Source organism: Pseudomonas donghuensis (genome assembly GCF_000696345.2).
In the GTDB taxonomy this organism is placed as follows: domain Bacteria; phylum Pseudomonadota; class Gammaproteobacteria; order Pseudomonadales; family Pseudomonadaceae; genus Aquipseudomonas; species Aquipseudomonas donghuensis.
This window is the reverse complement of record NZ_CP071706.1, coordinates 2,353,518-2,376,164: the sequence shown is the minus strand read 5'-3', so window position 1 is coordinate 2,376,164 and position 22,647 is coordinate 2,353,518. Positions and strand designations below refer to the sequence as shown.

Genomic DNA, 22,647 nt, shown 5'->3' with positions numbered 1-22,647 from the left:
ATCACACCTATCTCCTGACACGCCAACATAATCAGGAGAATTCCGTGCTCAACCCTTGGTCCCACGCCCTTCCTGTCGCCGTGGCCCTGGCTACGCTGGCCAGCACCGCCCAGGCCCAGGAACAGGCCCTGAGCTTCAACCTGCCCGCCACCTCACTGGCCAGCACCCTCAATGCCATCGCCAGCCAGAGCGGCCGTATCGTTTCCCTCGATCCGGCGTTGGTCCAGGGCAAGCAGGCACCGGCAATCGTCGGCAGGATGAGCGCCGTGCAGGCCATGCAAAAAGCCCTGGCCGGCAGCGGCCTGCAGTTGCTGGTCACCGAACAGGGCAACTTCAGCGTGCTGCCGAGCATCGACACCGGCAACGCCCTGGAGCTGGGCGCCACCAGCATCAGCGGCATCGGCGGCGGTGTCGATGCGGCCACTACCGAGGGCACGGGCTCCTATGCGGCGCGGGCGACCACCATTGGCAAGGGCAGCCATACGCTCAAGGAAATCCCCCAGTCGGTCACGGTGATGACCCGCCAGCAGATGGACGATCAGAACATTGTCGACCTCAAGGACGCGGTCAACCAGACCACCGGCCTGGTCGGCTTGCAAGGCGTAGGCCCGGGCCTGATCATTTCATCGCGCGGCTTTCAGATCGACGACTGGCAGTACGACGGCGTGGCGATCCCGCGCAACACCTACTCGCTGGGCAACTGGGCGACCCAGGACCTGATCTTCTTCGACCGCATGGAAGTGCTGCGCGGTGCCTCGGGCCTGTTGCAAGGCACCGGCAGCCCGGGCGGCACCGTCAACCTGGTACGCAAGCGCGGCCAGGCTACGCCGACCGTGACGGTCACCGGCAAGGCCGGCAGCTGGGACCACTACGGCCTGCAACTGGACGCCGGCGGCCCGTTGAACGATGCCGGCACCGTGCGCGGGCGCTTCGTCGCCGACGAGGACCAGAGCGATTCGTTCGTCGACTACGAATGGAGCAAGACCCATTCGCTGTACGGCGCGCTGGACTTCGACCTGAACGAGGCCACCACCCTGGGCTTCGCGGTCAGCCAGTCCAACGCCGAGTCGCGGCCGATGCTGCGCGGGTTGCCGCGCTATGCCGACGGCAGCGGCCTGGATGTGCCGCGTTCGACCTTTACCGGCTCGCGCTGGAACCATTCGGAAATCGACGTCACCACCCTGTACGCCGACCTTGAGCACCGCTTCAACGACGACTGGAAATTCCACGTTGGTGCGATCCGCATGAGTGAAACCAACGAGTCGACCCACCAGCGGGTACAGACCGTTGACGATGCCATCAACTTCGATGGCAGCGGTGTCAGCTATGCCGACTGGGTGACCGATTTCGACTCCACCAAGATCGGTGCCGACATGTACGTGGAGGGCAAATTCAACGCCTTCAACCTCGAGCAGGAAATCACCCTGGGTGGCAACTACTCGAAGCTGACCACCGATGACCTGTTCGCGCGCACCTTCAACGACAGCACTGACAACATCTTCGCTATCGACCATCACCGCCCGGACATCAACTACGACAGCTTGCTCGCCAAGCCCAACGGCCGTGGTTTCAGCAGTGGCTATGACGTGCGCCAGAAAGGCCTGTACGGCGTCTGGCGGGTCAAGCTGGCCGAGCCGTTGACCCTGGTGCTGGGTTCGCGGGTCAGCTGGTTCGACTACCGCTATGACTCCACCACGTATGCCGCCATCACCCGCGCCCCTTCGGTCAGCCCGACCAGCACCATGACCGAAAGCGGCGAAGTTACCCCGTACGTCGGCATCATCTACGACCTGAGCCATGAATGGTCGCTGTACGCCAGTTACGCCGACGTCTTCGTGCCGCAGACCGAACGCGCCGTCGGCGGCGCGGCGCTCAAGCCGATCATTGGCAGCAACTACGAAATGGGCATCAAGGGCGAACTGCTCGATGGCCGCGTCAATACCTCCCTGGCGGTGTTCCGCTACGACCAGGAAAACCGCGCGATCACCGACAAGGCCTCAGGCTTTGCCTGCGATGACTGGTACTGCTCCACCGCCGCCGGCAAGGTACGCAGCCAGGGTATCGAAGCCGAAGTCAGCGGCGAAGTGCTCAGCGGCCTGCAGCTGTTCGCCGGCTACACCTACAACACCACGACCTTCCTCGAAGACCCGGACAACAAGGGCAAGGTGTTCAGCACCTGGACGCCCAAGCACATGCTGCGCATGTGGGGTAACTACCAACTGCCGGGTGACTGGAGCAAGGTCAGCACCGGCCTGGGCTTCACCGCGCAGTCCCATACCCTGGGTTACGAGCATACCTACGACGTACCCGGCTACGCCGTGTGGAACGCGCGCCTGGCGTACCAGCTGACCCCGGAAGTGGGCCTGGCGCTCAATGCCAACAACCTGTTCGACAAGCACTACTACATCGCTGCCTACAACCAGCTCAACGGCAACAACAACTTTGGTGACCCACGCAACTTCACCTTTACCGTGAAGTACACGCCGCAGTTCTAGGTTGCTAGTGCCGGCCCCATCGCTGGCAAGCCAGCTCCCACAGTGGATCTGTGTACGCCGGACTTGTGGGAGCTGGCCTTGCCCGCGATCGGGCGCGAAGCGGTCGTAATCCAGGCACCACCTGATGTGCTGGCTGTACCGGCCTCATCGCTGGCAAGCCAGCTCCCACAGTGGATCTGTGTACGCTGGACTTGTGGGAGCTGGCCTTGCCCGCGATCGAGCGCGCAGCGGTCGTAATCCAGGCACCACCTGATGAGCTGGCTGTACTGGCCCCATCGCTGGCAAGCCAGCTCCCACAGTGGATCTGTGTACGCCGGACTTGTGGGAGCGGGTCTTGCCCGCGATCGAGCGCGCAGCGGTCGCAATCCAGACACCACCTGATGTGCTGGCTGTACCGGCCTCATCGCTGGCAAGCCAGCTCCCACAGTGGATCTGTGTACGCCGGACTTGTGGGAGCGGGTCTTGCCCGCGATCGAGCGCGCAGCGGTCGTAATCCAGGCACCACCTGATGTGCTGGCTGTACCGGCCCCATCGCTGGCAAGCCAGCTCCCACAGTGGATCTGTGTACGCCGGACTTGTGGGAGCTGGCCTTGCCAGCGATCGGGCGCGAAGCGGTCGCAATCCAGACGCCACCTGATGTGCTGGCTGTACCGGCCTCATCGCTGGTAAGCCAGCTCCGTATGCCGGACTTGTGGGAGCTGGCCTTGCCAGCGATCGAGCGCGTAGCGGTCGTAATCCAGGCACCACCTGATGAGCTGGCTGTACTGGCCCCATCGCTGGCAAGCCAGCTCCCACAGTGGATCTGTGTACGCCGGACTTGTGGGCGCTGGCCTTGCCAGCGATCGAGCGCGCAGCGGTCGTAATCCAGGCACCACCTGATGTGCTGGCTGTACCGGCCTCATCGCTGGTAAGCCAGCTCCGTACGCCGGACTTGTGGGAGCTGGCCTTGCCAGCGATCGAGCGCGCAGCGGTCGTAATCCAGGCACCACCTGATGTGCTGGCTGTACTGGCCTCATCACGGGCCAAGCGCGAAGCGCGTCGTAGACTATAACGGCCACTGCGCCAACGGCCAGTACTGGCCCTTGCGCGACTCGAACAAGGTGAAGTGCCGCGCGCGCAGCACAAAGGCTGCCGGCTCCAGGGCTTCAGGCTCACTGCCACGGTAGTCGCGGGCCAGGGTCAGGTGCGGACGGTAGTCCCGCGGGTCCTGGACAATGCCCAACGGCAGCATCGCCTGCTGCAACGCGTACGCCAACTGGCGCAAGGCCGCAGGCGTCTGGCTGGGCACCAGCACCAACGCCTTGGCCGGGCGCCACACCTCAAGCCGGTCGAGCACCAGCGTCAGCAACTCGCCGGGCACCTTGACACCCGCGGCAGCGGCCAGGATCGCCGGCAACTGAGCAGTGCCGGCGGCACCGACGAACATCAGGGTCAGGTGAAAGTTCGCCGACGGCACCGGCCGGGCGGCGCCCATATCCAGTTCGCCGCGCCATCGGGCAATGGCCCGGCGCTGTTCTGGCCCGCAATCAAGGGCAAAGAACAGCCGCTTGAACGGCTCACCGGTTTCGCCAATGCCTGGGGCCATGCCGTGCTCTCCTTGGGTCGAATGCTGAGTCTAACCCCTGCGCGGATGTGCCGTCAGTCGCCGAACTGATATTTTTATTTTCATAAAATTGATTTATGAAATTATTCATGTCATTTCTATGCGTACCCCACCCACCGGAGTCAAGAATATGAACAAGACCGGACTTCTAGGCGCACTGGCCCTCTGTGCCTGCAGCGCATTCGCCCAGGCCGACCAAGGCAGCCTGCGTATCGGCATCGAGGCCGCCTACCCGCCCTTCTCCTACCGCACGCCACAAGGCGAACTGGCAGGCTTTGACTACGACATCGGCAACGCCCTGTGCGCGCAGATGCAGGTCAAGTGTCAGTGGGTGATCCAGGAATTCGACGGCATGATTCCGTCATTGAAAGTACGCAAGATCGACGCGGTGCTGTCGTCGATGTCGATTACCGAGGACCGGCTGAAATCGGTCGATTTCACCGACAAGTACTACCACACGCCCGGCAAGTTCGCGATGAAGGCCGGCAGCCAGATCAACGATCCGGACACCGATCTCAAGGGCAAGCGGGTCGGCGTGCAGCGTGCCTCGACCTACGACCGCTTCGCCACCGAGCAGCTGGAAAGCGCCGGCGTCGAAGTGGTGCGCTACGCCTCGCAGAACGAAGCCTTTCTCGACCTTGCCGCCGGACGCCTGGACGCCACCCTCGCCGATATCGTCAACACCACAGAGAGCTTCATCAAGACCCCGGCCGGGCAAGGCTTTGCCCTGGTCGGCCCGGATATCAGCGATCCGCAGTACTTCGGCCGCGGCGCCGGGATTGCCGTGCGCAAGGGCGACAGCGCCAATCTGGCCAGACTCAACGCCGCCATCGCGGCGATCCGCGCCAACGGCACCTACCAGCAGGTGCAAAGCAAGTACTTCCCGTTCGATATCTACGGCCACTAAGCCCGGCTGGCGAGGACTTTCATCATGCTTCATGGCTACGGATCGAGCATTCTCGATGGCGCCTGGCTGACCATCAACCTGGCCTTGCTGGCCATGGCCATGGCCATCTGCCTCGGCCTGTTCGGCGCGGCCTGCCGCTTGTCGCCACTCAAATGGCTGGCCCGCCTGGGTGAGCTGTACACCACGGTAGTGCGCGGCATCCCCGACCTGGTGCTGATCCTGCTGGTGTTTTATGGCGGCCAGGACCTGGTCAACCGCCTGGCATTGGCCCTGGGTTACCAGCAGTACATCGACATCAACCCGTTCATTGCCGGGGTCTGCACCATGGGCTTCATCTTCGGCGCCTACCTCTCGGAAACCTTCCGTGGCGCCTTCCTGGCCATCCCCAAAGGCCAGGCCGAAGCCGGTGCAGCCTACGGCATGAGCGCCCTGCAGGTGTTCTGGCGGATCAGCGTGCCGCAGATGGTGCGCCTGGCGCTGCCAGGCTTTACCAACAACTGGCTGGTGCTGACCAAGTCCACCGCGCTGATTTCGGTGATCGGCCTGCAGGACATGATGTTCAAGGCCAAGAACGCGGCCGATGCCACCCATCAGCCGTTCACCTTCTTTGTTGCCGTGGCCGGCCTGTACCTGCTGCTGACCAGCCTGTCGCTGCTGCTGTTGCGCGGCGTCGAGAAACGCTACTCGGTCGGCTGCAAAGCCGCCGAACTGTGAGGGGAGTTGTTTGATGCTCGACTATCAGCTGATCTGGCAAAACCTGCCGCTGTACTGCAACGGCATCCTGCTGACTTTGAAGGTACTGCTGATCTCCCTGGCCTGCGGCCTGGCGCTGGCGATCCCGCTGGCCCTGATGCGGGTCTCGCGCAACTGCCTGCTGCGCTATCCGGCCTGGCTCTACACCTATGTGATCCGCGGCACGCCGATGCTGGTACAGCTGTTTCTGATCTATTACGGCCTGGCCCAGTTCGAAGCCGTACGCCACAGCGCGCTGTGGCCGTACCTGTCCAGCGCGACCTTCTGCACCTGCCTGGCGTTTGCCATCAACACCAGCGCCTACAGCGCCGAGTTGCTGGCCGGCAGCCTGCGGTCCACGGCCCGTGGCGAGGTCGAGGCGGCCCGGGCCATGGGCATGTCGCGCCTGACGATGTACCGGCGCATCCTGCTGCCTTCGGCCCTGCGCCGGGCCCTGCCGCAATACAGCAATGAAGTGCTGATGATGCTGCAGACCACCAGCCTGGCCTCGATCGTCACCCTGGTCGATATCACCGGCGCGGCTAAAACCTTCAATGCCCGTTACTACCTGCCCTTCGAGGCGTTCATTACCGCCGGGCTGATCTACCTGGCCCTGACATTCATGCTGGTGCGCCTGTTCAAGCTGGCCGAGCGCCGCTGGCTGGCCTACCTCGCCCCGCGCAAGCACTAAGGAGCTTTCATGCAGCAAATTGACCATGTTCTGCCCTGGAGCGCCTGCGGCACCCAGCGCACCCTACGCCTGTTTCGCTTCGGCAGCGGCCCGCGCAAGGCCTATATCCAGGCGTCGCTGCACGCCGATGAACTGCCCGGCATGCGGGTGGCGGTCGAACTCAAACGGCGCTTGGGCGAACTTGAGGCCCAGGGCCGGCTCAGTGGCGTGATCGAGCTGGTGCCACTGGCCAACCCGATCGGTATTGGCCAGATGTTCCAGGCCACGCACCAGGGCCGTTTCGAGTTCAACAGCGGCAAGAACTTCAACCGCGATTTCCCGCCCTTGACCGAAGCCCTGGTGGCGCGCCTTGAGGGCCAACTGGGCAGTGACGGCGCGGCCAACGTGGCAACGATTCGCCGGGCCATGGCCGCAGCCCTCGCCGAGTTGCCCGCGGCGCGCAGCGAGCTCGATGGCCTGCGCCGCGTGTTGCTGCAAAGCGCCTGCGATGCTGACCTGGTACTGGACCTGCACTGCGACTTCGAATCGGTGATGCTGCTCTACGCCCTGCCGCAGAACTGGCCAAGCCTGCGCTCGCTGGCGGCCCGCCTGGGTGCCGAAGCGGTGCTGTTGGCCGAGGACGCCGGTGGCGACGCCTTCGATGAAGCCTGTGCGGTGCCCTGGCTGCGCCTGCGCGAGTACTTCCCCGAGGCCGAGATTCCCCTGGCCTGCGTGGCCACCACCGTCGAACTGCGCGGCATGGCTGATACCGGGCGTGAACAATGCCAGGCCAGCGCCGAGCAGATTCTCGGCTACCTCGCCGACCAGGGGCTGATCAGCGGAGACTGGCCCGAGGCGCCCAGCCAGTGCTGCGTCGCCACGCCCTTTGCCGGGGCCCAGTACGCCTATGCCGAACACCCCGGGGTAGTTAGCTATCTGCAGCCCTTGGGGGCATGGGTGTCGGCGGGTGACCCGCTGTTCGAGGTGATCGATCCGCTCAGCGATCGCCACAGCGTGGTCAGGGCCAGCATCGACGGCATCCTCTATGCCCGTGAACGCCTGCGTTTCGCCCAACCCGGCCTGTGGCTGGCCAAGGTCGCCGGCACTACGCCGATACGCCACGGCCGCCTGCTCACCGACTGACACCAGCGAGTACTGACTGATGAACAAACTGCAAATCAACGACCTGCATAAAAGCTACGGCACCCACCAGGTGCTCAAGGGCGTCTCGCTGCAGGCCAGCGCCGGTGACGTGATCAGCATCATCGGCTCCAGCGGCTCGGGCAAAAGCACCTTCCTGCGCTGCATCAACCTGCTTGAGCAACCCAACGTCGGCGAGATCCTGGTCAACGGCGAGCAGCTGAAGCTGCGCAGCTGCCCCCGCGGCGGGCTCCGGGCCGCCGACCCGCGTCAGCTGCAACGCCTGCGTGCGCGGCTGAGCATGGTCTTTCAGCACTTCAACCTGTGGTCGCACATGAGCGCGCTGGACAACGTCATGGAAGCCCCGGTGCAGGTGCTGGGCATCAACCGCAAGGAAGCCCGCGACAAGGCCGAACACTACCTGCACAAGGTCGGCGTCAGCCATCGCCGCGACGCCTACCCTGCGCACATGTCCGGCGGCGAACAGCAACGGGTGGCAATTGCCCGCGCGCTGGCCATGGAGCCGGAAGTGATGCTGTTCGACGAGCCGACGTCGGCGCTCGACCCGGAACTGGTCGGCGAAGTGCTCAAAGTCATGCAGGACCTGGCCAGCGAAGGCCGGACCATGGTGGTGGTCACCCATGAAATGGGCTTTGCCCGCGAGGTGTCCAACCAGTTGCTGTTCCTCCACCAGGGCATTGCCGAAGAACGTGGCCACCCTCGTGAAGTGCTGGCCAGGCCGCAGTCCGAGCGGCTGCGCCAGTTTCTCGCCGGCAGCCTCAAGTAAGCCCCCAGGCCTCGCCCCGACTGCACGCCGGGGCGAGGCTTGGGATACACTGCGGCGCATCTTTCAGGGAGCCTTGCAACGGATGTCGAGCACGCCGAAGAACACCACCGTCTACGCCTCGCCGGTCATGCGCAAGCTGTCGGAAAGCCTCGCCGAGTTGCAACCGTCGTTGCGCAAGGTGGCCGACTACATCCTGCGTCACCCGCTCAAGGCGGCCACCCTGACCATCGAAGAGATGGCCCAGGCCACCGCCACCTCGCCCGCCGCCGTCAACCGCCTGGCCAAGGCCCTGGACCTGGGCGGCTACAGCGGCATGAAGGCCGAGCTGGTGAGCACCCTGCAACAAATGGTCTCGCCCGTGGACAAGCTGCGCAATGAACTGGCCCAGCGCCCCGGTGGCGAGTTCGGCCTGCACGAGCAGATCCACAGCGCCAGCAGCAACCTGGCGACCACCCGCAGCATCAACCCGGCGGACACCTTCGAGGCCTTCATCACCTGCCTGACCCAGGCCCGCAAGGTCTATGTGCTGGGTTTTGGCAACAGCGTCTACCTGGCGGGCCTGGCGGCCTCGACCCTGGTACCGTTCTGCGCCGATGCCTGCGCCATCAGCATGGAGGGCGGCAACGAAAACGCCGCCTACCGTCTGGCGGCGATCACTGACCAGGACGTGCTGTTGGCGATTTCCCTGCCGCGTTACTCCCAGGACACCCTGCAGCTCTCACGCTTTGCCCATGAGCGCGGCGCCACGGTGCTGGCGATTACCGACTCGCCGGCCTCGCCGCTGGCGCCCATCGCCCGTCATACGCTGTTCGCCGCCGCCGATCACCCGGTGCTGACCAGCTCCAGCATTGCCGTGCTGGCACTGATCGAAGGCCTGGTGGCCGGGGTCATGGCGCGTAACAAGGAAGCGGTGCAACTGGCCACCGAACTGACCGAGAGCGTGATGTCCTACCTGCATGTACCCGGCAACAAAATCACCCGCAAGTGAGGCGGCAAAGACGCGCAAGCTGAATTACGCTGTGTACGCGCCTGTGCGCACTCACTACCCCAGGAGCTGAACGACAATGGATTGTTTTTCACCCAGCGATAAGCTGTTCATGCATCAGGCCCTGAGCGAAGGTCGCCGCGCCTTGCCCGCCTGCCTGCCCAACCCGCCAGTGGGCTGCGTGCTGGTGCGCAACGGCCAGATCATCGCCCGCGGCTTCACTCAAGCGCCCGGCCAGCACCATGCCGAAGCCATGGCCATGGCCCAGCTGGACGGCGATGCCGACGACGTCACCGCCTACGTGACCCTTGAGCCCTGCTCCTTTCATGGCCGCACACCTTCCTGCGCCACCGCCTTGGTCAAGCGCGGCATCCAGCGTGTGTGCGTGGCCATGCTCGACCCCGATCCACGCAATGCCGGGGCCGGTATCGCACTGCTCGAGGCCGCGGGCATCGAGGTGCTGGTGGGCGTGCTGCAAGCCCAGGCCGCTGGGGACCTCGGTCGCTACCTCAAGCATCCGCCTGGCGCTGAACCGTTAACGCAAACGCTTGCGCCTAGCACTATGGTCGGGCACACAACCGGTAACATTTAGTACAAACCAGGGAGATGATTGTTTATGCTGGCGGGCTTATGCCATGGCGCATCGCCACATCGACAAGTATCCGCCCATGAAAATCTTCCTCGTTTTACTGTTCGTGTTCTCCATTGCCTACGTCCATTTCCGTGGCCGGGTGCGGCACAAAGTCACCCGCCAGCTGGGTGATCACTCAAGCTTCCTGGCCCCGGTCAACGTGTTCCTGTACCTGTTCTCCAAGCTGCCGGCCAAGCCTTACCTGCCGGTTGAATCCTTCCCCGAGCTCAAGCCGTTGCAGGACAACTGGCAGGAAATCCGCGCCGAGGCCCAGCAACTGCTGCATGTCGGCGAGATCAAGAGCTCGCAGAATTACGACGACGTCGGCTTCAACTCGTTCTTCAAGAGCGGCTGGAAGCGCTTCTACCTGAAGTGGTACGGCGAAAGCCACCCTTCGGCAATGAAGCTGTGCCCGCGCACCACCGAGCTGCTGCAAGGCATCGGCACGGTCAAGGCGGCGATGTTCGCCACCCTGCCTCCGGGCTCCAAGCTGGTGCGCCACCGCGACCCTTACGCAGGCTCGTACCGTTACCACCTGGGCCTGGACACGCCCAACGATGACGGCTGCTACATCTGCGTTGACGGCGAGAACTACGCCTGGCGCGACGGCGAGGCGGTGGTGTTCGATGAAACCTACATCCACTACGCCTCGAACCAGACCGAACACAACCGCATCATTCTGTTCTGCGACGTCGAGCGTCCGCTCAAGTACCGCTGGGCCACGGCGTTCAACCGCTGGTTCAGCCGCAGCGTGATGGCCGCGGCGGCCGCGCCCAACGATGCCGGCGACAAGACCGGTGGCATCAACCGGCTGTTCACCCGCATCTACAAGATCCGCGAGCGCGGCAAGGCGCTGAAGAAGCGCAACCGCACCCGTTACTACCTGGAGAAATGGGCGGTGGTGGCGGCGTTGGTGCTGGTGTTCATCTATATCTGATTCAGACCGCTATCGCAGGCAAGCCAGCTCCTTGTAGGAGCGGGCTTGCCCCGCGATGGGTCCCCTCCTAAAGTCCTGCTTTTCCCCGACCATCGACCAACGGCGCCCTGCCGCAAAAAAAACTAGCTTCACTGTTCTAGTTGCCAACCACACCAAGGTGAAGACAATGAGCATGATGGACTGGGATGCCTACCGTAATCAGTTGATGGCCGGCATTGGCGATCTCAAGCAACTCTCTCCCGACACGGTCAACGGTTACATGACCGCCAGCGGCGCCGGAGCCAAGACCAACCACCTGGACGCCAAGACCCGCGAGCTGATCTCCCTGGCCGTGGCGGTGACTACCCGCTGCGACGGCTGCATCGCCGTGCATTCGGCTCAGGCGGTCAAGCAAGGCGCCAGCCGCGAGGAAATCGCCGAAGCCCTGGGCGTGGCCGTGGCGATGAATGCCGGGGCGGCGCTGGTGTACTCGGCGCGGGCCCTGGATGCGGTGGGCAAGGCCGAGCAGTAAATTCCCCACAAGTGAGTGCGCGGCCAACGCCGCGCCTCACCCACTTCCTGGCATTTTCGCATAAGCTAGCAGGCGAACCGTTTTCAGGAACCCCCATGATCCACATCCGCCCCATGACCGCCGCTGACTTCGAGCGCTTCTGGCCGACCTTCCAGGCCATTGTCAGCGCCCGCGAAACCTATGCCTTCGACCCGGCCATGAGCCAGGAGCAAGCCCGCCAGCTGTGGCTGGACGCGCCGCTGCAGACCCTGGTGGCCGAAGAAGATGGCGTGCTGCTCGGCTCCTACTTCCTCAAGGCCAATGCCGCCGGCCCCAGCAACCATGTCAGCAATTGCGGCTACATGGTTTGCGATGCCGCCCGCGGGCGCGGTGTGGCCCGGTTGATGTGCGAGCATTCGCAACAGTTGGCGCGGGAGCTGGGTTTTCTGGCCATGCAGTTCAACTCGGTGGTGTCGAGCAACGAGGTGGCGGTGGCCTTGTGGCAGAAGCTTGGCTTTGCAATCGTCGGGCGCTTGCCCAAGGCCTACCGGCATGCGCGCCTGGGGCTGGTGGACAGCCTGGTGATGTACAAGTGGCTGGAGGAGCCGAAGCAGCCGGTGCTGATCGGACGCAAGAATATCGAGGCGGTGGTTTCGCGCAAGCGCGGGCGTTGAAACTGTATTGACTGTGCTGGCCTCATCGCGGGTCAAGCCCGCTCCTACAGGAGCCGGCTTGCCGGCTGATCTGCTCAGATTCCCAAGCCGTTGACTGCAAAGGCTTTCAGTGTTCAGATGCGCGCCAGTTTCAGGTGTCCTGCGCCGCCGTGCGCAGGGTGAAACGGGAAGCCGGTGCGTCATGCCAATGACTAGTCCGGCGCTGCCCCCGCAACGGTAAGCGAGCGAAGCCTTCGAAACACCACTGTGCTCCGGCATGGGAAGGTGAAGGCCTTCATGACCCTCGCAAGCCCGGAGACCGGCCTGAGGCTTTTGTTTGGCAACCCCGCGGTGGGCGGGCGCAGGCCGGTTGGCGTTCGCCTGCGCGCGCCATTCCTCCGTGCGTTGTTCCCTCCGGGATTCATTCTTCCTGTTGACTGTGGAACGACATGTCCCGTAACTCCAAGCTTCACACCCTGGCGGCCAATGCCCTGGCTCCCTGCCTGGCCTTCTGCGTGTCGGCTTTCGCCGATGACACCCGCCCTTCTACCTTGGCCCTGCCCTCGACGGCCATCACCAGCAGCAGTGACAACGAAACCATCAGCCTGGCCACCCCGCTGCCGACCGGCTCGCGCCTGAACCTCAGCGCCATGGACACCCCGGCCAGCACCAGCAGCCTCGCAGGCGAGGTCATCGAGGGACGTAACAACCTCACCGTGCAAGACGCCGTGACCCGTTCGCCGGGCATCACCTCGGTGGCCACCCCGGGCAACGGCAACACGGCGCTGTCGGCCCGCGGCTTCAGCGGTCACGGCTCGGTGATGACCCTGTTCGACGGTTCGCGGATGTACACCGGCGCCGGCACCCAGAGCTTCCCGGTCGACCCGTGGATGGTCGAGCGCATCGACGTGATCCGCGGCCCGGCCTCGGTGCTGTACGGCGAAGGCGCCACGGGTGCGGTGATCAACGTGATCGCGAAAAAGCCGTTTGCCGGCGAGATCCGCAACCAGCTGCGCCTGGGCTACGGGTCTTACGATCGCCAGCAACTGGGCCTGGACAGCGGCGGTTCGCTGAGCGAGCGGCTGAGCTACCGGATGACCCTCAACCGCCAGGCAAGCAACGGCTGGATCGACCGTGGCGACTCGAAGAACCTGGCCATGAGCGCCGCCCTGCGCTTCGACGCCAGCGACGACCTGAGCTTCACCCTCGCCCACGAGCGCGGCGACGCCGAGCCGATGAACTACTTCGGCACGCCGCTGATCGACGGCCATTACCGCGACAGCCTGGGCAAGAAAAACTACAACCTCAAGGATTCGGCTCAGCACTACCACGACGAATGGACCCGCTTTAACACTGATTGGGCCATCAGCGATTCGATCAGCGCCAGCAACCAGCTGTACTACCTCAAGAGCCGCCGGCACTGGCGCAACGCCGAGGACTACAGCTGGAACAACAGCGTCAGCCAACTGCAGCGTGGCAGTTACCTTGAAATCAAGCACGACCAGGAGCAGATCGGCGACCGTCAGAGTTTTACCTTCGACCATTCGCTGTTTGGCCTGGCCAGCAAGACCGTGGTCGGCGCCGAATACAACCGCATCCGTTTCGGCATCGACAGCAACTCGCCGTACAACGACATCGGCGGCGACTTCATCAACCCATGGCAGCCGGCGCCAGGGTACTTCCACAGTAAAGATCCGACCCGCCCGCAGACCGACAGCACCACCCGCACCTTTGCCCTGTTCGCCGAGAACCGCACGCAGCTGTCGGAGCGCTGGTCGCTGGTGACCGGCATTCGCCGCGACCAGAACCACATCGACCGCAACAACCTGGTCAACGACACCCGCACGGACCGCAGCCTCAACGGCGGCAACTGGCGCGCCGGGCTGGTGTTCGCGGTCAACGACGAGCTGAGTCTGTACGGCCAGTACTCCACCAGCGAAGATGGCGTCAGCGACCTGGTCACCTTGAGCCCGACTCAGCAGCAGTTCGACCTGACCGAAGCCAAGCAGACCGAATTCGGCCTCAAGCAACTGTTCTGGGACGGCCGCGGCGAGTGGACCCTGGCGGCCTATCACATCGTCAAGAAGAAGCTGCTGGTCGATAACCCCGACACCCATCAAAAGGAACAGGCCGGGCAGCAGACCTCCGATGGCCTGGAAGCGACCCTGGAACTGGCCCTGGCCAACCAGTGGCACGTCTCGGCCAACGCCTCGTTGGTGCGCGCCAAGTACGACGATTTCGACCAGACAGTGGGCGGGCAAACCGTCTCCCGTGCCGGCAACCGCCCAAGCAATGTGCCACGGCGTACCGCCAACCTGTGGGTCAGCAAAGGCTTGAGCCACAACGTGGATGCTGGCATGGGCCTGCGTTATGTCGATGAGCGTTATGCCGACACCGCCAACTCCCGGAGCGTGCCGGGCTTTACCGTGGTCGATGCCAACCTGGGCTGGCAGGTGCTGCCGGATGTGCGCCTGGGCTTGCAGTTGAACAACCTGCTGGACCGGCGTTATGCGGCCACCGCACACAGTGGCGAGCAGTGGCTGATGGGTGAGCCGCGGTCGTACTTTGCGACGGTGGATTACACCTTCTGAGGTGAACCCGGGCTGCTTTGCAGCCCATCGCCGGCAACGCCGGCTCCCATAGGGAGTTGCGATCACCGCTGGGCAAACCCGAAGTTGACAGCTTATGTATACTGGCAGGCGCTTGGCTCCCGGTCCGAACACCCTGCCATTGCCGGACTCGAAGCACGGCTGAGGCAACAACGCTAACCCCACTCATCGCCTATCGGGAGCGCCAAGGATGCTGCCAGGTTCTACCTCCTCGTCTGCCAGAGCCGCCCGGTTGCGCGGCAAGGTCGGTCTGTACTTTGTCGCCGCGCTGTCGGTGCTGGCCGGCATGACCGACGCCATTGGCTTCATGGCCACCGGCGATTTCGTTTCGTTCATGAGCGGCAACACCACACGCCTGGCAGTATCGCTGGGCGACGGCGAGCTGGGGCCGACCCTGCGCATCGCTGCCGTGCTGCTGGCCTTTGTCGTGGGCAACGCCCTGGGGGTGGTGATTGCGGGCCTGAGCGGTCGCCGCCCATGCCCATTGTTGCTGGTCATCGCCGCGCTGCTGGCACTGGCGGCGTTGCTGCCGAGCACGCTGCAACTGCCGGCCCTGGTGTCGGCAGTCGCCGCCATGGGCATGATCAACGCCGTGGTCGAGGAAGTGAACGGCCTGCCGATCGGCCTCACCTACGTCACCGGCGCCCTCTCGCGCTTCGGCCGTGGCCTGGGCCGGGCGCTGCTGGGCGAGCGCCGGCAAGGCTGGCGGGTGCAGTTGATTCCCTGGACCGGGATGTTCGTCGGCGCCGTGCTCGGGGTGCTGCTGGAGCAGGCTTTCGACCTGGCGGCGCTGCTGTTCAGCGCCGTGCTGGCGACGACGCTGGGTTTGCTCTCGCTGAAAATCCCGCGACGCTGGCAGCTCAGGTACATGCCCCGCTAGGCAGGCTTACAGGCAGGTGGCCAGGGCAGCCATGCGGCGCAGGGCGACACTGTCGTTGTGCTTGGCGTAGTAGCTGACTGCGGTGCTGCCGCCCTGGGCGCGGATGTCGGCAAAGGATTCGGCCTCGCGGGTGTACACGGTGAAGCCGCCTTGTTTGCCAGGCTCCAGGTAACCGCTGGCGTCGACGCCAAAGACCTCCTCGTCCTGCCAGCCGAACTGGATGCACTGGGCAACCACATCCGCCGCCTTGCTCGAACTGAAGGCCTTGGTGGGCGCCTGGCTGCGCGCCGCCTCCATGGCCGAAGACGCACAACCGGCCAACAACGCTGCAGCGACCATCGCCATTACTACCCGCATGACTCATCCTCGTCGAAAAAAAACGTGACTGTAGCATTGCCCTGGCGTCAAAGAGACAACCCGGATGCATAAAGCACCGGCCGCCCTGCAGTCGTGTGTCTTACAACCAGGAATGCGAGCCTCCGACCATGCACGTCTCCCGCACCACCCTGATCATTCGCCGCATCGGCGCCTGGTTGCTCGATACCCTGCTCGCCTTCGGCGCCTGGTTCGCCCTGGCCCTGTTGGGCCTTGGCCGTGGCGAAGACGGCATGCTGCTGATGCAACTGCTGTACTTTCCGCTGTTCGAGTACCTGATGCGCGGGCAAACACCGGGCAAGCTGCTGCTCGGGCTGAGCGTGATCAACCGTGCCGGCCAGCCCCCCAGTTTGCTCCAGGCGCTGCTGCGCGGCATCACCCGGCCGATCGAGGCAGCCTTCGGCCTGATCGTGGTCTGGCTGTGCGCCGAGTCGCGCTATTGCCAGCGGCCCGGCGACTGGCTGGCGCGCACCTATGTAATGGACACCCGCGACCTCAGGGCGCTGCGCCAGCAATTGAGCGAAGGTTGACCTACAGCGGCTCGTCGGCCTCTGCGGCTTCGATCGCGCGCTTGTTGCCAAAACCGATGGCCAGGCCGATAGCACCGGCCACATACAGCCCGGCCAGGCACAGAAAAACGGACGCCTCGAAACCGAAAATCAGCTGCGAAATACCCGCCATCACCAACACCAGCAGGCTGCCGAATACATTGGTATCGGCGTTCTTGTGATTGAGCAGAAAGGTACCCAGCACAGACAGGGCCACCAGGCTCAAGCAGATGGCAATGTAGGAGAAGGCCTTGTTATCCCAGATCAGGAACACATTGACCTTGGTGGTGTAGTCGATGATGTAGCCGATCAGCGTGATGCAGCCGATCAAACCGAAAGCCAGGGCGGTGCCCTTCCAGTTGCTGGTGTTCTGGCTCAAACCTTTCTTCCTTGAATGATGAAAAACGCCGGCAACTCTACCACCAATACCCGGTGATGCCCCTCGCGCTGCAGCACATCAACAAACACGCGGGGATTTTCTGCCAGACTTGCAGCCTTCAGGTACCAGGAAGATTGCATGAATCCCCAACTGCTCTGGGTGCTCGGCTTGCTGTTCGCCGCCGTGGCCCTGTTCATCGCCAATCGGCCGCGCATGGACGTGGTCGCCCTGCTGGTGATCGTCGCCCTGCCGCTGCTGGGCATCCTCAGTGTGCAGGAAGCCCTGGCCGGGTTCAGCGACCCCAACGTGGTGCTGATCGCCGCCCTGTTCGTGATCGGCGAAGGCCTGGTGCGCACCGGCATCGCCTACCGCATCGGCGAGTGGATGGCCGACCGCGCCGGCAACAGCGAAGCGCGGCTGATCGTGTTGCTGATGGTCTGCGTAGCCGGGCTGGGTTCGGTGATGAGTTCCACCGGGGTGGTGGCGATCTTCATTCCGGTGGTGCTGAGCATCGCTGCGCGGATGAAGGTCTCGCCCAGCCGCTTGATGATGCCGCTGGCTTTCGCCGGGCTGATCAGTGGCATGCTCAGCCTGGTGGCAACCCCGCCCAACGTGGTGGTGCACAGCGAACTGGTGCGTCATGGCGAAAGCGGTTTCAGCTTCTTCAGCTTTACCCCGTTCGGCCTGGTGGTGCTGTTGCTTGGCGTTGGCTACATGCTGCTGACCCGCCACTGGCTGGGCGGTGAAGTGCGCAAGGACGGCAGCGCGCAAACCCGCCGTACCCTGCTCGACCTGATCATCGACTACAAGCTTGCCGGCCGCGAACGGCGCCTGCGTGTGCGCCCCGGCTCGCCGCTGATCGGCCATAGCCTCAGCGAGCTGAAACTGCGCACCGAACACGGCGCCAGCGTGGTCGGCATCGAGCGCCAGCACAAGTTCACCACCCGCGTGCTCAGCCCCGATTCGAGCACCACGGTGCACGAAGGCGATGTGCTGCTGCTCGACCTGTTCGCGCCCAAGGACGACCTGCGCAGCCTATGCCAGGGCATGCAACTGGAACCGCTGCACTTCAAGGCGGCCTACTTCATCGACCAGTCCCAGGAAGTGGGCATGGCCGAAGTGGCGGTGCCGCCGGGCTCGCAGCTGATCGGCAAAAGCCTGCTGGAACTGACCTTCCGCAGCCGCTGGGGCCTCAACGTGGTCGGCCTGCGCCGCGACCAGGCCGCCATTGAAGAACAACTGGTGGAAGAAAAGCTCAAGCTCGGCGACACCCTGCTGGTGATCGGCACCTGGAAAGCCATTCGCCAGTTGCAGACCCAACCACGGGACTTCCTGGTGCTGAGCCTGCCGGCCGAAATCGACAATGTCGCCCCGGCCGGCAATCGCGCGCCCTATGCGCTGATCAGCCTGGCGGTAATGGTCGGGTTGATGGTCAGCGGCGTGGTGCCCAACGTGATTGCCGCGCTGATTGGCTGCCTGCTGATGGGCGCCGGGCGCTGCATCGACATGAACAGCGCCTACCGCGCCATCCACTGGCAAAGCCTGGTGCTGATCGTCGGCATGCTGCCATTTGCCCTGGCCCTGCAGAAAACCGGCGGCATCGCCCTGGCCGTGCACGGCCTGGTGCAAATGCTTGGCAGCGCCGGGCCCTATGTGATTCTCGCCAGCCTGTTCGCCATCACCGCAATCATCGGCCTGTTCATCTCCAACACCGCCACCGCGGTGCTGATGGCGCCGGTGGCGGTGACCACCGCCGAGCAACTGGGTGCCTCGCCCTACCCCTTTGCGATGATCGTCGCCCTGGCGGCTTCGGCAGCGTTCATGACCCCGGTGTCATCGCCGGTCAACACCCTGGTGCTCGGCCCCGGCCAGTATCGCTTCGGCGATTTCGTCAAGCTCGGGGTGCCGTTCACCCTGCTGGTGATGGTGGCCAGCGTGATCATGGTGCCTTGGCTGTTTGCCCTGTGACGGCACCGCGCTTTCGCTGCTGCAGGGTTTCGGCGGCTACCCGCCAGTCCCGCGCCCAGCCATCGAGCACCACCTTGAGGTTGTCGGCGGTCATCACCTGATCGTCGTTCTCCAACGGCAGGCCGGTGCCCTTGCGCACCACTTCGGCAACCACCGCGCGGCTGCCGCCATCGAGGAACGCCGCCTCGGTGGCGATCACGCTGTCGAGGTCGCGAATGCCCACCGCGCTGCTGACCCCGGCCGCCACCAAGGTCACCGGCAGGTACTCATAGAAGTGCAGCGCCTGGGTATGGGCCCCCACCGAGGTGATCGCCGGGCGCACGATCAAGGTGTGCGGCCCGGGTTGCTCGACCAGGTTGAGGACCTTGCCCAGTTCACGCTTGAGCGCCGCATCGTAGTACTGGGTGACCGCTTTGAGCGTGGCCGCGGGGATCTGCGCGCTGGCCCTGGGCATCGGGTAGAACTGGCTCGGGGCGATGTACACCTGGTTGTAGCGCTCCATGCGCAGCTTGGGGCTGACCCAGCGCAGCACCGCGTCACCGGAGGCGGTCTTGTGCTCGCTCAACTGGTCATAGTTGCGCAGAAAGCCCGAGTACTCCTTGGGGCTGACCTTGTTCTGGCTGCAACCGGCCAGCAACAGCGAGGCACTCAGCAGCGGTACGATCAATTGTTTACGCATCTCAGCCTCCGAAACCGTCATTGGCCGGGTTCGGGGTGCTGGTGGAGCGGTCCACGTGCAGCTCGCCCTGGCTCATGATCCAGTGCACCAGTTCGCCCAAGGGGATCTTGTAGCTGTACTCCATCCACTGGTTGCTGGTGGGGCTGTAACGCTCGAAATAGTGGCTGAGGATCATGTGCCTGCCGTCGCTGGACAAGCCCAGGCGCGAGTCCTGGTAACTGAGCAGCGCATTGCGCCAGAGTTCCTGGGTACGCAGGTCGAGGGTCAGCGACTGGCTGCTGTCGAAGCCGTTGGTCGGGTGTGTGGCCGGCATGGAAAACTCCCTTGAATGAACGGGCCACAGCGTGCCCCAGGGCTTTTGCAGGCTGATGTCCGCTTTGTGTCGGCGCTGCAGGAATGTTGCGAGATTGAAATAAATGACCGGCAGCGCAGAATGGTTTTAGATACGCACTTTTCACGGCCCATGGACCGCAACGTGAGCAGACTGCTGATTGTCGATGACGACCTGGAAATTTGTGCCCTGCTGAAGAAGTTCTTTGTCCGCCACGGCTATGAAGTCGACCTGGCCGGCAACGGCGAGGCCATGTGGGCGGCCATCGAACTGCAGCGCCCGGACATCATCATTCTCGACCTGATGCTGCCCGGCGAAGGCGGCCTGAGCCTGTGCCAGAAGCTGCGCGCCAGCACCGGCATCCCGATCATCATGCTCACCGCCATGGACGAGCTCAGCGACCGCATCGTCGGCCTGGAGCTGGGCGCCGACGACTACCTGGGCAAGCCCTTCGATGCCCGCGAACTGCTCGCCCGCCTGCGTGCGGTGCAGCGCCGGGCCGGTGAGCAGCTGCGGCCAAGCAGCGAGGAAAGCCGCCCGCTGATTCATTTCGACAACTGGCAGTTGGACGTCACCCGGCGCGAGCTGCGCACCCCTGAAGGCGTCATGGTGCCGTTGTCGGCCGGCGAGTTCGACCTGCTGCTGGTATTCCTCGAACACCCGCAGCGCATCCTCACCCGCGAGCAGTTGATTGACCTGGCCCGCGGCCAGGGCCATGAAGCCTTTGACCGTAGCATTGACGTGCAGGTCAGCCGCTTGCGGCGCAAGATCGAACCCGACAGCAAGCGCCCGGAGTTGATCCGCACGGTGCGCAATGGCGGTTACCTGTTCAGCGCCAAGGTCAGCCGCTCGTGATCCGCCTCGACCTGCGCCGCGACAGCATCAGCCGGCGCATTGCCCTGACCATCATCGCCGCGATGCTGACCTCGGTTGTGCTCAATGTATTGTTCGTGCAACTGGCCGGGGTCTGGGCGCGCCCGCCGTTGACCCAGACCGGCCTGCTCGAACAGATCGCCGTGACCACCCGCACCCTCGAAGCCGCGCCGCCTGAACTGCGCCCGACGCTGGCCAGCGCGGCCAGCAACCCATTGCTGCAAGTGCAGTGGAGCCGCCAGCGCGCCGACCTGCAACTGCCCGGTCCAGGGGCAAGAATTACCCTGGAGGAAGCCCCGCCGCTGCAGCGCCTGTTGGCCGACAGCCCGCGACACCTTGAAGGCTTTCAGCCCAGCGACTGGCCGGCAGACAGCCCTGATGCCCATTACAAACTGGTCATGCAGATCAACGATGGCAGCTGGCTGGCCTTCACCCCACCGTACCGCAGCTGGGGCCTGAGTGTGGCCATGCGCTTTACCATCATCGGCGTCCTGGCGCTGGTTGCCGCACTGCTGGTGGCCTGGGTCGGCACCCGTCAACTGGCCGGGCCCCTGCAGCGTTTCGCCCGTGCCGCGCGGCGCTTTGGCAGTGACTTTCGCGCCCCGCCCATTGGCCTTGAAGGCCCCCATGAATGGCGCCAGGCAATCACCGCCTTCAACACCATGCAGGCGCAGATCCAGCACTTCGTGGCCGAACGCACGCAGATGCTCGCGGCCATTTCCCATGACCTGCGCGCGCCCCTGACGCGCATGCGTTTGCGCGGCGAGTTCATCGACGACCCGGAGCAACAGCGCAAGCTGTTCCGTGATGTCGATGAAATGCAGAGCATGATCAATGCGGCACTGGGGTTCTTTCGTGACGAGACCCGGCTGGAAGAAACCACCCCGTTCGACCTCGCCGAACTGCTGCAGACCCTGATCGACGACTATCGCGATCAACACATCGATGTGGCCTTCGACGGGCCGTCCAACCTGGTCTTCATCGGTCGGCCGCTGGGCTTGAAACGCGCCGTGACCAACCTGCTGGAGAACGCCCTGAAGTATGCGCGCGAGCCCGAAGTGCGGCTGAGCAGCACCGAACACGCCATCGTGATCGACATCAGTGACCGTGGCCCGGGCATTCCCGACGCGTCACTGGAAGACGTGTTCATGCCGTTCTTTCGCCTGGAGTCCTCACGCAACCGCGATACCGGTGGCGTTGGCCTGGGGCTGTCGTCGGCGCGCTCGGCGGTGCGTGAACAAGGCGGCGAGCTGCAGCTGAGCAACCGCCGCGGCGGCGGCCTGGTGGCGCGTATCGAGTTGCCACGGTGATCAAGTGGCGACCGCGACGGCTTGAGCCGCGAGACCTGGGGCTGGCCCTCTACCTGCTCAGCCTGGTGCTACCCGCGGTGCACAGCGAGGAGCACAACTGGCTGCGCGAGGTCTACAGCCAAACCACCAACTCCGGCTTTCTGGCCTCCATCCTGGGCTTGCCGGTCATGCTGTTCGGCTACTTCGCCTGGCTGGCGAACCCATTGTTCCTGGCGGCGTACCGGACCCGCAGCGCCAGACGCAGGCTGATCTATGCCCTGCTGGCCTTGCTGGCCGGGTTGTCGGTGCAGTGGCAATTGGTGAGTTTGTATGACGAGGACGGTCAGTTCACCGTTACCGGATACACCTATGGGTATTACGTCTGGTTGCTGTCCTTTGTATGGTTGGGTGTTTGCGGCGCCAGGCGAGCAGGCGCCGGCTGATGAGTCGACTGGGCGGGCCTCATCGCTGGCAAGCCAGCTCCCACAATAGATCTGCATGCACCGAACCTGCGGGAGCTGGACTTGCCAGCGATCGAGCGCGAAGCGGTCGTAATCCAGACGCCACCTTATCTGGCAAGCCAGCTCCCACAATTGATCTGCACACACCGAACCTGTGGGAGCTGGCCTTGCCAGCGATCGGGCGCGAAGCGGTCGTAATCCAGACGCCACCTTATCTGGCAAGCC

Annotated in this window: 24 protein-coding genes and 1 riboswitch; of the genes, 18 read left to right on the top strand and 6 right to left on the bottom strand. The window is 64.1% G+C overall.

Features of this window, described 5'->3' with window-relative positions:
• The first annotated feature begins 44 nt into the window (after window positions 1-44).
• Window positions 45-2,495: a TonB-dependent siderophore receptor gene (locus BV82_RS11005; protein ID WP_036996121.1), complete on the top strand. Its 2,451-nt coding sequence runs from the start codon at window positions 45-47 to the stop codon at window positions 2,493-2,495.
• A gap of 1,045 nt (window positions 2,496-3,540) precedes the next feature.
• On the opposite strand, the gene thpR is transcribed toward BV82_RS11005, so the two are convergent.
• Window positions 3,541-4,080: an RNA 2',3'-cyclic phosphodiesterase gene (gene thpR, locus BV82_RS11000; RefSeq protein ID WP_036994705.1), complete on the bottom strand. Its 540-nt coding sequence runs from the start codon at window positions 4,078-4,080 to the stop codon at window positions 3,541-3,543.
• 148 nt (window positions 4,081-4,228) lie between these two features.
• Between thpR and BV82_RS10995 the strand changes: the two genes are divergently transcribed.
• The 12 genes from BV82_RS10995 (at window position 4,229) to BV82_RS10940 (ending at window position 15,519) form a co-directional block, all read left to right on the top strand.
• Complete coding sequence (locus BV82_RS10995; protein ID WP_036994704.1) at window positions 4,229-5,005, top strand: ABC transporter substrate-binding protein; 777 nt, start codon at window positions 4,229-4,231, stop codon at window positions 5,003-5,005.
• A 24-nt stretch (window positions 5,006-5,029) separates the two neighbouring features.
• Window positions 5,030-5,719 carry an ABC transporter permease gene (locus tag BV82_RS10990; protein WP_010225298.1) on the top strand — a complete coding sequence of 230 codons (690 nt, stop codon included), beginning with the start codon at window positions 5,030-5,032 and terminating at the stop codon, window positions 5,717-5,719.
• Window positions 5,720-5,732: 13 nt separating this feature from the next.
• Entirely contained in the window at window positions 5,733-6,428 is a 696-nt protein-coding gene (locus BV82_RS10985; protein WP_374045246.1) for an ABC transporter permease, read from the top strand.
• Between the two features lie 9 nt (window positions 6,429-6,437).
• Window positions 6,438-7,550 carry a succinylglutamate desuccinylase/aspartoacylase family protein gene (locus BV82_RS10980; protein WP_010225302.1) on the top strand — a complete coding sequence of 371 codons (1,113 nt, stop codon included), beginning with the start codon at window positions 6,438-6,440 and terminating at the stop codon, window positions 7,548-7,550.
• Between the two features lie 19 nt (window positions 7,551-7,569).
• Window positions 7,570-8,334, top strand: a complete 765-nt coding sequence (locus tag BV82_RS10975) for an ABC transporter ATP-binding protein (RefSeq protein ID WP_036994702.1) — start codon at window positions 7,570-7,572, stop codon at window positions 8,332-8,334.
• 82 nt (window positions 8,335-8,416) lie between these two features.
• Window positions 8,417-9,322: a MurR/RpiR family transcriptional regulator gene (locus tag BV82_RS10970; protein ID WP_010225307.1), complete on the top strand. Its 906-nt coding sequence runs from the start codon at window positions 8,417-8,419 to the stop codon at window positions 9,320-9,322.
• A gap of 76 nt (window positions 9,323-9,398) precedes the next feature.
• Complete coding sequence (locus BV82_RS10965) at window positions 9,399-9,911, top strand: bifunctional diaminohydroxyphosphoribosylaminopyrimidine deaminase/5-amino-6-(5-phosphoribosylamino)uracil reductase RibD (protein ID WP_010225309.1); 513 nt, start codon at window positions 9,399-9,401, stop codon at window positions 9,909-9,911.
• A 76-nt stretch (window positions 9,912-9,987) separates the two neighbouring features.
• A complete protein-coding gene (lpxO, locus tag BV82_RS10960; RefSeq protein WP_010225312.1) occupies window positions 9,988-10,887 on the top strand; it encodes a lipid A hydroxylase LpxO in 900 nt (299 codons plus the stop codon).
• A gap of 166 nt (window positions 10,888-11,053) precedes the next feature.
• Window positions 11,054-11,398 (top strand): carboxymuconolactone decarboxylase family protein, encoded by a 345-nt coding sequence (locus BV82_RS10955; RefSeq protein WP_026001434.1) that lies wholly within the window; start codon window positions 11,054-11,056, stop codon window positions 11,396-11,398.
• 95 nt (window positions 11,399-11,493) lie between these two features.
• Window positions 11,494-12,051 carry a GNAT family N-acetyltransferase gene (locus tag BV82_RS10950; protein WP_036994699.1) on the top strand — a complete coding sequence of 186 codons (558 nt, stop codon included), beginning with the start codon at window positions 11,494-11,496 and terminating at the stop codon, window positions 12,049-12,051.
• 115 nt (window positions 12,052-12,166) lie between these two features.
• Window positions 12,167-12,372: riboswitch (cobalamin riboswitch) on the top strand.
• 107 nt (window positions 12,373-12,479) lie between these two features.
• Entirely contained in the window at window positions 12,480-14,621 is a 2,142-nt protein-coding gene (locus BV82_RS10945) for a TonB-dependent receptor (protein WP_036994697.1), read from the top strand.
• Between the two features lie 208 nt (window positions 14,622-14,829).
• Window positions 14,830-15,519 carry a YoaK family protein gene (locus BV82_RS10940; protein WP_026001435.1) on the top strand — a complete coding sequence of 230 codons (690 nt, stop codon included), beginning with the start codon at window positions 14,830-14,832 and terminating at the stop codon, window positions 15,517-15,519.
• Window positions 15,520-15,525: 6 nt separating this feature from the next.
• On the opposite strand, the gene BV82_RS10935 is transcribed toward BV82_RS10940, so the two are convergent.
• Complete coding sequence (locus BV82_RS10935; protein ID WP_026001436.1) at window positions 15,526-15,876, bottom strand: hypothetical protein; 351 nt, start codon at window positions 15,874-15,876, stop codon at window positions 15,526-15,528.
• A gap of 128 nt (window positions 15,877-16,004) precedes the next feature.
• On the opposite strand from BV82_RS10935, the gene BV82_RS10930 reads away from it, so the two are divergent.
• Window positions 16,005-16,424: an RDD family protein gene (locus tag BV82_RS10930; protein WP_010225322.1), complete on the top strand. Its 420-nt coding sequence runs from the start codon at window positions 16,005-16,007 to the stop codon at window positions 16,422-16,424.
• A gap of 1 nt (window position 16,425) precedes the next feature.
• Here BV82_RS10930 and BV82_RS10925 read toward each other — a convergent pair whose 3' ends face one another.
• Both BV82_RS10925 and BV82_RS10920 read right to left on the bottom strand, forming a co-directional pair.
• A complete protein-coding gene (locus tag BV82_RS10925) occupies window positions 16,426-16,821 on the bottom strand; it encodes a hypothetical protein (RefSeq protein WP_036994695.1) in 396 nt (131 codons plus the stop codon).
• Window positions 16,818-16,961 (bottom strand): hypothetical protein, encoded by a 144-nt coding sequence (locus tag BV82_RS10920; protein ID WP_158467534.1) that lies wholly within the window; start codon window positions 16,959-16,961, stop codon window positions 16,818-16,820. Before BV82_RS10920 ends, BV82_RS10925 begins: the two co-directional genes overlap by 4 nt.
• Between BV82_RS10920 and BV82_RS10915 the strand changes: the two genes are divergently transcribed.
• Entirely contained in the window at window positions 16,960-18,789 is a 1,830-nt protein-coding gene (locus tag BV82_RS10915; RefSeq protein ID WP_036994693.1) for an SLC13 family permease, read from the top strand. The two genes, BV82_RS10920 and BV82_RS10915, sit on opposite strands and share 2 nt — an antisense overlap.
• On the opposite strand, the gene BV82_RS10910 is transcribed toward BV82_RS10915, so the two are convergent.
• Both BV82_RS10910 and BV82_RS10905 read right to left on the bottom strand, forming a co-directional pair.
• On the bottom strand, window positions 18,761-19,468 hold the full coding sequence (locus tag BV82_RS10910) for a DUF3313 domain-containing protein (RefSeq protein ID WP_036994691.1): 708 nt from the start codon (window positions 19,466-19,468) through the stop codon (window positions 18,761-18,763). The genes BV82_RS10915 and BV82_RS10910 overlap by 29 nt on opposite strands.
• Before the next feature lies 1 nt (window position 19,469).
• Window positions 19,470-19,781, bottom strand: a complete 312-nt coding sequence (locus tag BV82_RS10905) for a hypothetical protein (RefSeq protein WP_010225328.1) — start codon at window positions 19,779-19,781, stop codon at window positions 19,470-19,472.
• A 150-nt stretch (window positions 19,782-19,931) separates the two neighbouring features.
• On the opposite strand from BV82_RS10905, the gene BV82_RS10900 reads away from it, so the two are divergent.
• From BV82_RS10900 to BV82_RS10890, 3 genes are read left to right on the top strand one after another with little or no spacing between them, the layout of a single operon-like run.
• The gene (locus BV82_RS10900) at window positions 19,932-20,654 is read left to right on the top strand and encodes a response regulator (protein ID WP_010225330.1); all 723 of its coding nucleotides are present in this window, start codon (window positions 19,932-19,934) and stop codon (window positions 20,652-20,654) included.
• Entirely contained in the window at window positions 20,651-21,982 is a 1,332-nt protein-coding gene (locus BV82_RS10895) for a sensor histidine kinase (protein ID WP_010225332.1), read from the top strand. The genes BV82_RS10900 and BV82_RS10895 overlap by 4 nt, the downstream gene beginning before the upstream one ends.
• Window positions 21,979-22,404, top strand: a complete 426-nt coding sequence (locus BV82_RS10890) for a hypothetical protein (protein ID WP_036994688.1) — start codon at window positions 21,979-21,981, stop codon at window positions 22,402-22,404. Before BV82_RS10895 ends, BV82_RS10890 begins: the two co-directional genes overlap by 4 nt.
• Window positions 22,405-22,647: the final 243 nt, after the last annotated feature.